The 12,479-nt window shown below is 38.6% G+C and carries 15 protein-coding genes and 11 tRNA genes; 1 reads left to right on the top strand and 25 read right to left on the bottom strand.

Features of this window, described 5'->3' with window-relative positions; translation table 11 throughout:
- Nucleotides 1–4: 4 nt before the first annotated feature.
- The 12 genes from POF52_RS28120 to POF52_RS28065 all read right to left on the bottom strand — a co-directional run bounded on the left by POF52_RS28120 (nucleotide 5) and on the right by POF52_RS28065 (nucleotide 1,656).
- Nucleotides 5–78, bottom strand: a tRNA-Gly gene (locus POF52_RS28120).
- A 4-nt stretch (nucleotides 79–82) separates the two neighbouring features.
- Nucleotides 83–159, bottom strand: a tRNA-Arg gene (locus POF52_RS28115).
- 90 nt (nucleotides 160–249) lie between these two features.
- A tRNA-Leu gene (locus tag POF52_RS28110) sits at nucleotides 250–335 on the bottom strand.
- Nucleotides 336–357: 22 nt separating this feature from the next.
- A tRNA-Leu gene (locus tag POF52_RS28105) sits at nucleotides 358–440 on the bottom strand.
- A 12-nt stretch (nucleotides 441–452) separates the two neighbouring features.
- Nucleotides 453–525: transfer RNA gene (locus POF52_RS28100), tRNA-Lys, on the bottom strand.
- A 4-nt stretch (nucleotides 526–529) separates the two neighbouring features.
- Nucleotides 530–604 (bottom strand) — tRNA-Gln (locus tag POF52_RS28095).
- 11 nt (nucleotides 605–615) lie between these two features.
- Nucleotides 616–691 (bottom strand) — tRNA-Asp (locus POF52_RS28090).
- A gap of 28 nt (nucleotides 692–719) precedes the next feature.
- Nucleotides 720–795 (bottom strand) — tRNA-Val (locus POF52_RS28085).
- 24 nt (nucleotides 796–819) lie between these two features.
- A tRNA-Glu gene (locus POF52_RS28080) sits at nucleotides 820–894 on the bottom strand.
- Nucleotides 895–903: 9 nt separating this feature from the next.
- A tRNA-Ser gene (locus POF52_RS28075) sits at nucleotides 904–994 on the bottom strand.
- Between the two features lie 3 nt (nucleotides 995–997).
- Nucleotides 998–1,072, bottom strand: a tRNA-Asn gene (locus POF52_RS28070).
- A gap of 134 nt (nucleotides 1,073–1,206) precedes the next feature.
- Nucleotides 1,207–1,656 (bottom strand): SprT family protein, encoded by a 450-nt coding sequence (locus tag POF52_RS28065; protein ID WP_013081425.1) that lies wholly within the window; start codon nucleotides 1,654–1,656, stop codon nucleotides 1,207–1,209.
- 109 nt (nucleotides 1,657–1,765) lie between these two features.
- On the opposite strand from POF52_RS28065, the gene cmpA reads away from it, so the two are divergent.
- Nucleotides 1,766–1,882, top strand: a complete 117-nt coding sequence (cmpA, locus tag POF52_RS28060) for a cortex morphogenetic protein CmpA (protein WP_013055014.1) — start codon at nucleotides 1,766–1,768, stop codon at nucleotides 1,880–1,882.
- Nucleotides 1,883–1,939: 57 nt separating this feature from the next.
- Here cmpA and POF52_RS28055 read toward each other — a convergent pair whose 3' ends face one another.
- From POF52_RS28055 to POF52_RS27995, 13 genes are all read right to left on the bottom strand, one after another.
- The gene (locus POF52_RS28055; protein ID WP_271997053.1) at nucleotides 1,940–4,114 is read right to left on the bottom strand and encodes a Tex family protein; all 2,175 of its coding nucleotides are present in this window, start codon (nucleotides 4,112–4,114) and stop codon (nucleotides 1,940–1,942) included.
- A gap of 84 nt (nucleotides 4,115–4,198) precedes the next feature.
- Nucleotides 4,199–4,804 (bottom strand): PP2C family serine/threonine-protein phosphatase, encoded by a 606-nt coding sequence (locus tag POF52_RS28050; RefSeq protein ID WP_013081423.1) that lies wholly within the window; start codon nucleotides 4,802–4,804, stop codon nucleotides 4,199–4,201.
- Nucleotides 4,804–5,598, bottom strand: coding sequence for an RNA polymerase sigma factor SigB (sigB, locus tag POF52_RS28045; protein ID WP_013055011.1), 795 nt, complete (start codon nucleotides 5,596–5,598; stop codon nucleotides 4,804–4,806). Before sigB ends, POF52_RS28050 begins: the two co-directional genes overlap by 1 nt.
- On the bottom strand, nucleotides 5,564–6,049 hold the full coding sequence (rsbW, locus tag POF52_RS28040) for an anti-sigma B factor RsbW (RefSeq protein ID WP_013055010.1): 486 nt from the start codon (nucleotides 6,047–6,049) through the stop codon (nucleotides 5,564–5,566). The genes sigB and rsbW overlap by 35 nt, the downstream gene beginning before the upstream one ends.
- The gene (locus POF52_RS28035; protein ID WP_013055009.1) at nucleotides 6,046–6,378 is read right to left on the bottom strand and encodes an anti-sigma factor antagonist; all 333 of its coding nucleotides are present in this window, start codon (nucleotides 6,376–6,378) and stop codon (nucleotides 6,046–6,048) included. Before POF52_RS28035 ends, rsbW begins: the two co-directional genes overlap by 4 nt.
- A gap of 59 nt (nucleotides 6,379–6,437) precedes the next feature.
- Entirely contained in the window at nucleotides 6,438–7,448 is a 1,011-nt protein-coding gene (locus POF52_RS28030) for a PP2C family protein-serine/threonine phosphatase (RefSeq protein WP_013055008.1), read from the bottom strand.
- A gap of 13 nt (nucleotides 7,449–7,461) precedes the next feature.
- On the bottom strand, nucleotides 7,462–7,863 hold the full coding sequence (locus POF52_RS28025; protein ID WP_013055007.1) for an anti-sigma regulatory factor: 402 nt from the start codon (nucleotides 7,861–7,863) through the stop codon (nucleotides 7,462–7,464).
- A 3-nt stretch (nucleotides 7,864–7,866) separates the two neighbouring features.
- Complete coding sequence (locus POF52_RS28020) at nucleotides 7,867–8,223, bottom strand: STAS domain-containing protein (protein ID WP_013055006.1); 357 nt, start codon at nucleotides 8,221–8,223, stop codon at nucleotides 7,867–7,869.
- 2 nt (nucleotides 8,224–8,225) lie between these two features.
- A complete protein-coding gene (locus POF52_RS28015) occupies nucleotides 8,226–9,062 on the bottom strand; it encodes an RsbT co-antagonist protein RsbRA (protein WP_013055005.1) in 837 nt (278 codons plus the stop codon).
- Between the two features lie 163 nt (nucleotides 9,063–9,225).
- Nucleotides 9,226–9,576, bottom strand: a complete 351-nt coding sequence (gene ndoA / locus POF52_RS28010; protein WP_013055004.1) for a type II toxin-antitoxin system endoribonuclease NdoA — start codon at nucleotides 9,574–9,576, stop codon at nucleotides 9,226–9,228.
- A 4-nt stretch (nucleotides 9,577–9,580) separates the two neighbouring features.
- Nucleotides 9,581–9,862 carry a CopG family ribbon-helix-helix protein gene (locus tag POF52_RS28005; RefSeq protein ID WP_013055003.1) on the bottom strand — a complete coding sequence of 94 codons (282 nt, stop codon included), beginning with the start codon at nucleotides 9,860–9,862 and terminating at the stop codon, nucleotides 9,581–9,583.
- Between the two features lie 200 nt (nucleotides 9,863–10,062).
- Complete coding sequence (gene alr, locus POF52_RS28000) at nucleotides 10,063–11,223, bottom strand: alanine racemase (protein ID WP_412761895.1); 1,161 nt, start codon at nucleotides 11,221–11,223, stop codon at nucleotides 10,063–10,065.
- A 143-nt stretch (nucleotides 11,224–11,366) separates the two neighbouring features.
- A complete protein-coding gene (locus POF52_RS27995; RefSeq protein WP_016762756.1) occupies nucleotides 11,367–12,425 on the bottom strand; it encodes a LolA family protein in 1,059 nt (352 codons plus the stop codon).
- Nucleotides 12,426–12,479 lie beyond the last annotated feature (54 nt).

The following is a 12,479-nucleotide window of genomic DNA, read 5'->3' as shown; positions in this document are numbered from 1 at the left end:
TATTTGGAGCGGGTGATGAGAATCGAACTCACGACATCAGCTTGGAAGGCTGAGGTTTTACCACTAAACTACACCCGCAATATGGCGCGCCCGAGAGGAGTCGAACCCCTAACCTTTTGATCCGTAGTCAAACGCTCTATCCAATTGAGCTACGGGCGCTTCTTATGATGTTTACCGCCGTTGTTTTGGCGACTTTATTATAATATCATTTCTATTTTCTTATGTCAACACTTTTTTAAAAAGTTTTTTTGGTGCGGCCGAGAGGACTTGAACCTCCACGGGGTCGCCCCCACTAGGCCCTCAACCTAGCGCGTCTGCCATTCCGCCACGACCGCTAAATACATAAAATGAATAAGATGCGGGTGAAGGGACTTGAACCCCCACGTCGTAAAGACACTAGATCCTAAGTCTAGCGCGTCTGCCAATTCCGCCACACCCGCAAGAAATGAAAATGAGCCATGAAGGACTCGAACCTTCGACCCTCTGATTAAAAGTCAGATGCTCTACCAACTGAGCTAATGGCTCTTTATGGCTGGGCTAGCTGGATTCGAACCAACGCATGACGGAATCAAAATCCGTTGCCTTACCGCTTGGCGATAGCCCAATAATTTAAAATGGCGGTCCCGACGGGAATCGAACCCGCGATCTCCTGCGTGACAGGCAGGCATGTTAACCGCTACACCACGGGACCATCCAAAATTATGTATAAAACAGTCAAATGGTGGAGGATGACGGGATCGAACCGCCGACCCCCTGCTTGTAAGGCAGGTGCTCTCCCAGCTGAGCTAATCCTCCACAGAATATGTAAATGAAAATCAATGGTGACCCGTACGGGATTCGAACCCGTGTTACCGCCGTGAAAGGGCGGTGTCTTAACCGCTTGACCAACGGGCCATTATAAAATGGCGGAGAAGGAGGGATTTGAACCCTCGCGCCGCTTACACGACCTACACCCTTAGCAGGGGCGCCTCTTCAGCCACTTGAGTACTTCTCCATATGGCTCCACAGGTAGGACTCGAACCTACGACCGATCGGTTAACAGCCGATAGCTCTACCACTGAGCTACTGTGGAATAATATTTATCAGACTTCTTACATTGTAATCGACATTATATGTAATGTCAATAAGTTTTTGTGATTTCTTTGCCGTTTATTTGAGACGGCTTTATTAATTTATCATAATCAATCTATTTTAGTCAAGCATCTTCTACATTTTTTTTAATTTACCTTTACACTTTCCACAAACATATTTAACCGTGTTCACTTTTCTTTTTCGAACATATTTTTGCTCACACTGCATACATACATATATGTGCTCTTTTTTCTTTCCATCACTTTCTTTTTTCAATGCCTGACAAAACCGGGGGGCGCCTACTTCTTTCATTAGGCTTTTAAAGTCTTGATCTCCATGCTTATACCCTTTCCCCTCAATATGCAAATGATAGTGACAGAGCTCATGTTTAATGATTGCTACTATTTCTTGTGTGCCATATTGTTCAAAGTATTTGTAGTTTACTTCTATATTAGATGTACGTAATAAATACCTTCCACCTGTCGTACGTAAACGAGAATTAAAAGTGGCTTCATGACGAAATGGTTTGTGAAACAGCTTCAATGAAATTTCTTCTACAAGTATTTGTAAATCCTTATCATTCATCTTATATACTCCTCTACTGTATGAAATCACCTGACTAGCTCTTTGGGCATACACTTCATTACATACTCACTATTTACCTTATCATAAATGAAAAGGAGTGATTGTCCTTATGCCAATGTGGCTACAAAAACAAATGAGGCGCGCTTATTCTGAAAAAGACCGTGCACAAATAAAATTGCTCAATCAATGTTGGTTTTTTTATCAAAAAAATAACTCCGCTTCTTAAATCACTTCTTTTTACAAATAAAATTGCCTTTTCAGATTTTCTGAAAAGGCAATTTTATTATTGATGAGGCGGAATCATCGTCAGTGCGACTCTTCCTTTTTTCATATCTACGTCTTCTACCCACACATTCACCAAATCTCCTACTGAAACGACATCGAGGGGGTGCTTAACGTACCGATTTGTTAATTTAGAAATATGGACTAGACCGTCTTGCTTAACTCCTATATCGATGAACGCTCCGAAGTCTACGACGTTTCGCACCGTGCCTTCAAGCTGAATACCTTTGGCAAGATCCTCTAGTTTCAAAATATCCTGACGGAGTAAAGGTTTTGGCAGTTCATCACGAGGATCTCTTTCCGGTCTTACGAGCGCTTCTATAATGTCTTTTAAAGTAAGCTCCCCTATCCTTAGTTCTTCTGATATTTCGGGTAAAGAAATATGTTTTAATGCTTCTTTTACTTTCTCCGTTCCAAGCTCAGTCTCTTTCACTTCAGCTTTCTTTAAAAGCTTTTTAACGTCTCCATATGTTTCAGGATGGATACCCGTTCTGTCTAAAGGTTCTTCACCTTCTATAATACGTAAAAAACCAATACACTGCTCATACGTTTTAGCGCCTAGACGCGGAATTTTCTTCAACTGTTTTCGGTTAGAGAATTTTCCGTTTTCATCCCGATATTTTACAATGTTTTGAGCAACTGTCTTATTTAGACCAGCAACGTATTGTAGAAGCGAAGCAGAAGCCGTGTTTGCATTTACTCCTACCTGATTTACTACTGTCTCTACAATAAAAGTCAGTGAATCATTTAATTGCTTTTGAGACACATCATGCTGATACTGCCCTACTCCTACCGACTTAGGATCGATTTTCACAAGTTCAGCCAGCGGATCTTGCAGCCTTCTGGCAATCGATACAGCGCTTCGCTCTTCTACTTGAAAATCAGGAAATTCCTCTCTAGCAACATCAGAAGCCGAATACACGCTTGCTCCCGCTTCATTCACAATCAAATAATAAACTGGGTTTTCAATCTCTTTAAGAACATCCGCTACAAATTGCTCCGTTTCGCGAGATGCCGTTCCGTTTCCAACGGCTACTACTTCAATAGGGTATTCAACGAACATTTTCTTTAATTTATTTTGCGCTTCAGCTGCTTTTCTCACAGGAGGATGTGGATAAATAACATCAATTTTTAATACCTTGCCTGTTTCATCTACTACAGCTAATTTGCAGCCTGTTCGAAAAGCTGGATCTACTCCTAATACCACTTTCCCTTTCAATGGAGGTTGGAGAAGAAGTTTCCGTAAGTTTTCAGAAAAGATGTGAATGGCTCTTTCTTCCGCTTTTTCTGATAGCTCTTTACGAATTTCGCGTTCAATAGATGGTTCTATTAATCGTTTATAAGCATCTTCTATAGCTGAGACGATATAACTTTCAGCTGAAGAATCCCTCTTTTTGATTACTTGTTTATGTAAATATGAAAGAATACGATCTGTAGGCGCATCAATACTCACTTTTAAAATACCGTCTTTTTCTCCTCTATTCATGGCTAAGATACGATGAGGAACGATTCGCTTTACCGCTTCTGTATATTCATAGTACATTTCATAGATATTTTTTTCATCTTTTTCCGGATCTTTGACTGAAGTAACAATTATGCCATCTTTTACAGTAGTCGTACGAATCCATTGACGGTAAGATGCTTCGTCAGAAATTTGTTCCGCTACAATGTCTAGGGCTCCCTGAATAGCTTCTTCAGAAGATTGAACTCCCGCTTCTTCATTTATGTACGTTTTCGCTTCGTTCTTCACGTCAGAACGTGGAAAACTTAGTAGCCACTGTGCTAATGGTTCAAGACCTTTTTCTTTTGCTACAGTTGCTTTTGTACGTCGTTTTTGCTTAAAAGGGCGGTATAAATCTTCTACTTGCTGCAATTTCTTCGCTTGATGAATTTGAGCAGCCAGTTCCTCAGTTAATTTCCCTTGCTCTTCAATTAATCGAAGAACTTCCTCTTTACGCTCTTCTAAATTCATTAAGTAGTTCCAGGAATCTAAAATATTCCGGATTTGGACTTCATCCAAAGCACCAGTTTGTTCTTTTCTATATCGAGCAATAAAGGGAACTGTATTACCGTCTTCTACTAAAGCAATTACGTTTTGTACTTGCTTTTGTGAAATCTCCACCTCTTTACTTACACGTTGAACAATTTGATTATCTAATTTCGTTGCAACAGACACAGCTTATCCTCCTAGCTAAATGAAACTTTGTCTTTATTGTAACAAAACTCACATGCAATAACACATGTGAGCTACAAAGAAAGGCTATGCAGTTGGAAGATGACCAGCGATATACGTAATATCGTCATTATGAGATCGAATTGCTGCCTGTAGCCGTGTCGACAATTGATCTACATTCATCGAGTTAGCAAAAACAGATTTAATCTCTTTTAATTCTAAGCCATCTGTATGAATCAAAAATTTAGAACCGGAGTCATATGGGAAGGTTTGTGTGCGGAACTTTTGAATTTTCCCTGATAAAAAACCTTGAATTGGCAGAGGGTACGTTAATTTCCCCTCCGGAGAATACAGATAAAAGCGGATATTACCTACATTTGTATAATGAAATTCGTTATGTTTTTTATCAATTTTCAAAATAGCTACTGCCGCGCCTCTTGTATGTCGAGTAGCTTTGTTACACTTAGAAATGATCTCATCCACATCTAGATGATGATGAGCTTTCGCTACATCCGTAACAGCTACAGAAGCGGCTCTAGCTTGTTCACCGCTTCCTAATCCATCTGCCACTGCACATAGAAAATAGTCATCCGTTTCTTTGACATAGTAACTATCTCCACAACATACATTCCCTTGCTTTGGCTCTTGGTATATATGAGTTTGAATCAACTTTGTATTAGGGTCTACTGTCATCACGACATATACTCCGAATCGTTAGAATCTGAGCGAGCTGCAGTCCTTAGCTTATCAAGAGCTCTTCTTTGCAGTCGAGATACATGCATTTGAGAAATCCCTAACTTCTCACCGGCATCTTTTTGACTCAGATTTTCAATAAATGTATAGCGAATCACTTCTTTTTCTCTATCGCTTAATACATGAAGAATCTTTTCTAACACTAAGCGCTGATCAGTTTTCTCATAACCCGACTCTTGTTCACCTACTAAATCAAGGATTGTAACAGTACTTCCATCAGAGTCTGCTTCAATGGAATGATCAACAGACAACGCTTGATAACTTTGCCCCATCTCCATCGTTTCTAAAATTTCTTCCTCTGTCACTCCGATATGATCAGCAATTTCTTTCACTTGAGGAGATCGCTGTAAACGGGTTGTTAGCTCTTCGACAGCTGCTTTAATTTTAGGACCTAATTCTTTGATGCGGCGCGGTACGTGAACACTCCACGTTTTATCGCGTAAAAATCGCTTAATCTCTCCAATGATTGTAGGAACAGCAAACGATTCAAAGCTTCTTCCAAATGAAGCATCATACCTTCTAATAGCTCCTAACAGTCCTAGCATCCCTACCTGCACAATATCTTCATGTAAGCTTCTGCCTTTTGAATAGCGACGTGCAATAGATTCAACAAGGTTCTTGTAATGTACTACTAGATCACTTTGTGCTTCTTCATCCTGCGTTTTTTGAAAGCGCTCAATTCGTTCCTGAACCTGTTCTTTAGTTAATTTCATAGGTTGAGACTGTGTTTTCATCACTCTCCACCTGCTCTCTTTGCACATACTTAGTCATCATTAGCGTTACACCTTTTGAATTGACCATTTTCACTTCGTCCATTAGTGTTTCAATTAAATATAAACCAAGTCCACCTTCAGGAAGAAATTCAACTTCTTTTGATGTTTCATAAGGTCCTATATGTTCCTTAAGCTCTTCAAAATTAAAGCTTTCACCTTTATCGACCACCATGATTTCTAAACGGTCATCAAATAAACCAAAACCTACTCTCACTTCACCATTTTCTTCATTCTTGTAAGCATGCTGTACGGCATTTGTACATGCCTCACTCACAGCAATTTTCATATCTTCAATTTCATCATAAGAAAAACCCATCCGGTTCGCTACACCAGACAGCGTCAGTCGAATAATCGCTACGTAGTCTGGCTTAGCAGGAATCTTCATCTCAACAAAGTCATAAGGCTGTTTCATTTTACGCCACCTTCTACTTGTGAATTCACGTTTAAAATGTCTGTGAGGCCCGTAATATCAAATAAGCGCTTGATGCGCTCTGATACACCAACAAATTTCAAAGAGCCGTTATTTTTCTTATTGGCTTTTAACAATGCAATAAATACACCTAGTCCTGTACTATCCATGTATGATACATCGGTTAAATCAACTATAATTTCTGGTTCAGTATGTTCAGTAATTTCCATGAACTTTTCTTTTAGCTTAGGTGCTGTATATGCGTCAATCTCTCCAGCCAGCTTAATACGATATGCTTGACCGTCCTTTTGTATATCTATTTTTAAATTCATCGTATTAGTAGACCCCCTCTAATTTTGTGCTATCTTTTCTGTACCCTTATTTAGAATACTTAAACTAAACTCTTCAAAATAATCAATGTAAAGTCATCCCTCAATTGAAAATGCTGTAATTTTTCCAGCTCTTTATATACAGACTCTACAATTTCTTGAGGAGACAAATGCATGTATTTTCGAATTAATTTTATGATGTCCAATCTTTCAATAAATCCTTCTTCAGTTCTGCATTCTGTTACGCCATCTGTTAACAGAACAATCATATCGCCTTTTGAAAGCTGCTGCTCGTACTGAAGATATTTCACATGGCGATCGACTCCTAGCACGAGTCCTTTTGCTTCCAAATCTTCAAATGAATCAGCTTTGGCATCATAATAAAAACCTGGTTCATGCCCTGCAGATGCATAATCAAATAAGTTTGTCTCGGGATTATAGCTTCCGTAGAACATCGTAATAAACATACTTGGATCTACGTTTCGCTCTACAATATTATTCAAGTTCTCTAATACATAACTTGGATTTTTTCTTGAGTCCGGTAAGCTGTCCATTGCATATTTGATCATAGACATACACATTGCAGCTGGAATTCCTTTGCCGATCACATCGGCAATGGCAATACTTAACCCACCGTGCTCTTCTTCTACAAAGTGAAAATAATCTCCGTTCATCTGTTTAGCCGGTACGCTAATCGCACCAATTTCTAAAGTTGAACTAGCCGGAACCTTTGTCCCCAACAGCGTCTGCTGGACGTTAGCGGCAACTTCAATTTCAGAACGAAGTTCCCGCTGCTTATTTTTTAATGTTTGATGCTCACGAAGAGCAAGACCGTAGCTAATCATTACCTCAAGTAAAAAGTCCAGAGAATGCAGCACTTTTTCTGGAATATCAGAATAAATTTCTTCAATCACTTCTTTATGAATGCTCACAATATCTTCTGGCGATATTTCATTCTCTAAAGATTTTCTACTTAGTTTTTGTCCTTGATACAAAATTTGTTCATTTTGTGTTTGGATATAGTTCCCCAAAATATCTTTGTATAAATCTCTCATCTCTTTATCAAAAGACATTATCTATTTCCTCCTACCGGAGCCACTTAACTGCTTTAATCTCAGTACCTTCTCCGACATTTGTTTCGATGTCAAACTCATCCATCAATCGTTTTACCCCAGGAAGCCCAGCTCCTAGTCCACCCGATGTTGAGTATCCATCTTCCATTACTTTGCGAACGTCGGGGATACCTGGCCCTTCATCTGTTGCTACGACAAGAAGACCGTTTTTTCCTCCACGATTTAATTTCTCAATATAGATTTGACCCTTACCCGCATATAGGTAAATATTACGAGCTAATTCAGAAATGGCGGTTGTAATACGAGCTTGGTCAACTGTTCCAAACCCTAGCTCTTTCGACACATTTCTACCTAATTGGCGTGCCGCTACGATGTCCCATTCTGTTACGATTTTTACGCTGGATTGGAATTCCATATACTAATCCCCCAATTCCGATTGGAGTTTCTCAAGACCTTTTTCTAAATCGAGTGCAGTAAGAACATCATTTAGGCCAATCCCTAACTCAACAAGTGTAATAGCTACTGCAGGCTGGATACCTGTTAATACTACTCTAGCCCCCATCAAATTAGACATGCTAACCACGTCACCTAAAACTTTTGCGATGAATGAATCGATCATATCAATTGAAGTTAAATCGATTACCACTCCTTTTGCTCCAGTTTGATGAATTTTACTTAGCAAATCTTCTTGGAATTGAATAGCCGTTTGATCATCCAGCTCCCATTGAATGGATACCAATAAATAGTCGTACAATTTCAAAATGGGTATTCTCACGTTTATTCCTCCGATTCTATATCAACTATTTTCCGCTCAGTCATTTCTAACGCAAACTCTACGCCTTTTTTTAATGAGTTTTTCGTAATAATTTCATTTAAGTTAATACCTAAGTTCACAATAGTCTGAGCAATTTCCGGACGAATTCCTACTAACAAACACTTGGCTCCAACCAAACGTACGGCTTCAGCAGCTTGAATGATATGATGGGCCACCATCGTATCCACTACTGGTACTCCGGTAATATCTATTAATACGACCTCTGATCGGTGCTTTACGACACCTTGCAGTAAGTTTTCCATAATTTTCTTTGCACGATCAGTGTCAATTGTGCCTACAAGCGGCATTACGGTAATTTTATCAAATACCGGTATTAATGGAGCAGACAATTCTTGAAGTGCCACTTTTTGCAACATAACTGTATTTTCCCACGAGTTGGAGTATTGTTCTACTATTTTGTTATAAATAGGGCTTAACCACTTGTCAAACCGATAGAATAATTCAGAATGAGTTTGGTCAGCCTTTACATGTTCACTGTTTACATACCCTTCAACCACTACGTGACCCAAGTTACGTACACCCTGTGTCAAATAAGCAAGAGGCCATCCTAAACTCACAACTCGTCCTACTACTTCCTCTAGTTCCTCTGCAAAATTTTCCTGATCACGGAATGCTTTTGCCAAAAGTAAATTTACAAAATCAGAGCTTACATTTACGTACACTTGCTCAGATACAATGTTTTTAATCCGCTCTGTTTCCACATCATTCATTAACACTAGCCATCGATCAAAAATTTCTGATTTATGATTTTGTATATAATTGAATAAATCTTGATTCATGAGGTCCTCCTTATGAGTCAATACACTCATTTATATCTATCTATATATATATATTATCATTTTTAAAACGTTTCTTATTACAATATACGTTTACTGATTATTCCTAGTCAAATTAAAAAAGTTGCTCATAAAGGAGCAACTTAGCATAAATGGAAGTATAATTCTAAAAGTCGATAAGTCCTACACTGATTTGCAAGGCTTCATCCACTCTGTCCATCATTTCATCATCTAAATGGGTAATCTTGTCTGTTAGCCTCTGTTTATCAATAGTACGAATTTGTTCTAGTAAAATAACTGAATCTCGCTCAAATCCATAGCGCTTTGCATCAATTTCAACATGCGTAGGTAACTTTGCCTTTTGAATTTGAGCAGTGATCGCAGCTACAATAACAGTTGGGCTAAAACGATTGCCTATATCATTTTGAATGACAAGTACAGGGCGAACGCCTCCTTGTTCTGAGCCAACAACAGGAGATAGGTCAGCAAAATAAACGTCGCCACGTTTGACTACCAAGTCATTACCCCCCGCTTACTAAACGATCCACAGTATGATCAGCTTCATACTCTGCTAGAAAAGCCTCGGAAGCAATATTTAAGTTTATCTTTGCCATCTCCATATATCCACGTCTCATTGATTCGCGAATATGGCGTTTTTTTCGCTCACGAAGGTACAATTTTGTTGCTTGGTGAATAAAATCACTTCGGTTGCCATTTTCTTGTTTAACCATAAGATCGAGCTCCGATACTAAATTTTTCGGTAATCTTACTAGGATTTCTGTAGTTGCGCTCGCTTCAGACACAAACATACACCTCCAACATCAATACACACACCAATAGTCTCATCTTTCCTTATCATAACATTGATTAGCTTTAATGGAAAGTTAATTCTGTCAATTTCTACACTATTATCGTCAATTGATACCCTCTTTTATGCATGGAAGTTATTATTTTATTGTCTTTTGTTCGCAGACTTTTTATGTTGACTCAGGAAGATGTATATTCAGCGCAAGATATAATTATTAACATCAATATGCTGCGAATCTCTTGTATAAACCCTCGGAACCCTTGCTGCAACCATGCAAGGGATTTCATAATTAATTGTTTCAAGATGCTTCGCTACTTCATCAATTGTAATTTCAGCACCTTTTTGTTTTCCGATAAATGTTACTTTTGTACCCATTTTATACATTTTAGGTAATTTAATCATCAATTGATCCATGCAGATTCTACCAACAATTGGCACTTTAACTCCATCGACTAATACTTCAAAATTGCTTAATTTACGAATCCAGCCGTCTGCGTATCCTACTGGAATAGTAGCAATCCATTCATCTTCTTTAGCTTCATAAGTAGCTCCGTAACTGATATGACTCCCTTTTTTGACTTTTTTAACATGCACAATACGGCTGTGCAGCGAAAAAGCTTGTTTTAACGGAATTGGCAAGACTTCTTTTAATTCCTCAGAAGGACTCAAACCATACATAGCGATACCTAAGCGTACGCCATTAAAGATATCTTTCGGACGACGAAGCAAGGCTGCGCTATTTGCACAGTGAATCATCGGAGGTGTAAAATTATATTCTTTCACAATTCGAACCATTTCTTCAAAGAATGTGTATTGTTCTTCAAAATAAGACGAGTTTAGCTCGTCTGCTGTTGCAAAGTGTGTAAACACTCCATCCAGCACGAATCCCGAATGAGAAGCGATGATCTTCATCGTTTCGTGTAATTCTTCTTTTGTTCTAACTCCCAAGCGACCCATGCCTGTATCTATTTTTAAATGCATATGCAGCTGACTGTTTTCACCTAGAATGGACGCCGCTTCTTCAATCCAAGCTTTGCTATAAGCAGTGACCGTTACATCCCACTCCAATGCAGTTTGAATGTGTAGGGTAGGCACGGCGCCTAATACTAAAATGGATTCCTTTATTCCTTTTTTCCGAAGAGCAATAGCTTCATCCAAAAAAGCTACAGCTAGCATATCAGCACCAGCTTGAAGCGCAATCTCTGCTACTTCTTTATCTCCATGCCCGTACGCATTCGCCTTCACTACGGCCATTAACGTTTTATGGCCCGGTATTAGTTCTCTTACATGATTCACATTTTGAAAAATGGCTTCTACATCAATTTCTGCCCATGTTTCTCTATAAAATGCATCCATTACTACGACACTTCCTTTTTTCAGAACCATTCTAAACGTACTTTCCTCTGTTAGTATAATACATCTATAGCCAAACTTCATCTCGATCTTTATTCAAATTAAGCAAGAACAAGCCTACATATATGCAGGCTTGTAAGCTTCTCTTATTTTCCCATCTGACTTTGCACAGATCTAGCAACTGTACTCAATTCATCTGGTGTTAGCTGATCAGAAGCCAGCATAAAGTCTACTCCATTATATGTCCAAGATAGACTTTTATCCGTTAAAGCTCCCACAGTAAAACCTAAATCAAATGGCTCTCCGGCAGTAACTGTAGATGTCGTTGTTTTTGCTACTTGCGCTTTTTCTTGTACAAGCGTAAACGGCTTTTCTCCTTTGTACATTAAAACGACTCTTTCGCCATTTTCTGTCTCAATTTTCTTTTCCTTGGACAGCTTTGTACCTTTTGGAACATCCTTAGGATAAAGGACGCTAAATGATTTCTGCTGAGCTAATGTCGGAACGTCAATCTTTGCACTTGTCATATTTCTTTTTGTATCAAAAGCCCCTTTATCAAACTTAGAATCGAATTTGACCTTAGAGAAATCAACTTTTATTAACACTTTATTATCCGTATCCATAATTTTAACCGAAACAGGCGCTAAGTCACTTTTGTTCAGTGTAATTTCTTGTTTAGGAAGCATCGTGCTATTTTGATAGTTGGTTTTTGTTTCAAAAATATAATGCTTATCCGTTGATTTAAAGCTTGCCTTTTCATCCTTCACAATATCTTGGACAAGGGATTCATACAAATAAGCTTGACTGCTATTTTGCGGCCAGTCACTTTGAAAACGAAAGCTTTTATTTAAGGCAGGCGTTAAAACAAAAACCCCTTCATCATTACGCAAAATCATTTGGCTTTGATCTTTCTTTGTATTTTTCAAATTCACTCGATAATACATAGGCTTACTATGCCAAATCTCTACATCATATACTTGAGCATCTTTCCCTGTATTTAATGTCATCTTAGCATCTGATTTATAACCCGCCATTTCTTGTACCTTGGCATCCAATGCATCTGTTACATCCTGCTGACTTTTTTCACCGCATGCTGATAAGGCTAAGAGAAAAAAGGCGCAAACAAATAAGCCAATCCATTTTTTATGCATTTCCCCAACTCCTTTATTTCGTATATTCACAGCTAAACGGAGAAGCAAGAACATATCTTGTCTCCCCTATCCACACTATGAATATATGAACAAGAAATAGTGAATATG

The sequence above is a fragment of the Priestia sp. AB genome (assembly GCF_028369225.1).
Classification (GTDB): Bacteria; Bacillota; Bacilli; order Bacillales; family Bacillaceae_H; genus Priestia; species Priestia megaterium.
Note: the sequence above shows the minus strand (reverse complement) of the source record. Positions and strands in the feature narration are given on the sequence as shown.

Coding starts and splice junctions, on each gene's coding strand:
- POF52_RS28065 (WP_013081425.1), bottom strand. CDS start 1,656: ATGAATGATAAGGATTTACAAATACTTGTAGAAGAAATTTCATTGAAG.
- cmpA (WP_013055014.1), top strand. CDS start 1,766: ATGCCAATGTGGCTACAAAAACAAATGAGGCGCGCTTATTCTGAAAAA.
- POF52_RS28050 (WP_013081423.1), bottom strand. CDS start 4,804: ATGACAGTAGACCCTAATACAAAGTTGATTCAAACTCATATATACCAA.
- sigB (WP_013055011.1), bottom strand. CDS start 5,598: ATGAAAACACAGTCTCAACCTATGAAATTAACTAAAGAACAGGTTCAG.
- rsbW (WP_013055010.1), bottom strand. CDS start 6,049: ATGAAACAGCCTTATGACTTTGTTGAGATGAAGATTCCTGCTAAGCCA.
- POF52_RS28035 (WP_013055009.1), bottom strand. CDS start 6,378: ATGAATTTAAAAATAGATATACAAAAGGACGGTCAAGCATATCGTATT.
- POF52_RS28030 (WP_013055008.1), bottom strand. CDS start 7,448: ATGTCTTTTGATAAAGAGATGAGAGATTTATACAAAGATATTTTGGGG.
- POF52_RS28025 (WP_013055007.1), bottom strand. CDS start 7,863: ATGGAATTCCAATCCAGCGTAAAAATCGTAACAGAATGGGACATCGTA.
- POF52_RS28015 (WP_013055005.1), bottom strand. CDS start 9,062: ATGAATCAAGATTTATTCAATTATATACAAAATCATAAATCAGAAATT.
- alr (WP_412761895.1), bottom strand. CDS start 11,223: ATGGATGCATTTTATAGAGAAACATGGGCAGAAATTGATGTAGAAGCC.
- POF52_RS27995 (WP_016762756.1), bottom strand. CDS start 12,425: ATGTTCTTGCTTCTCCGTTTAGCTGTGAATATACGAAATAAAGGAGTT.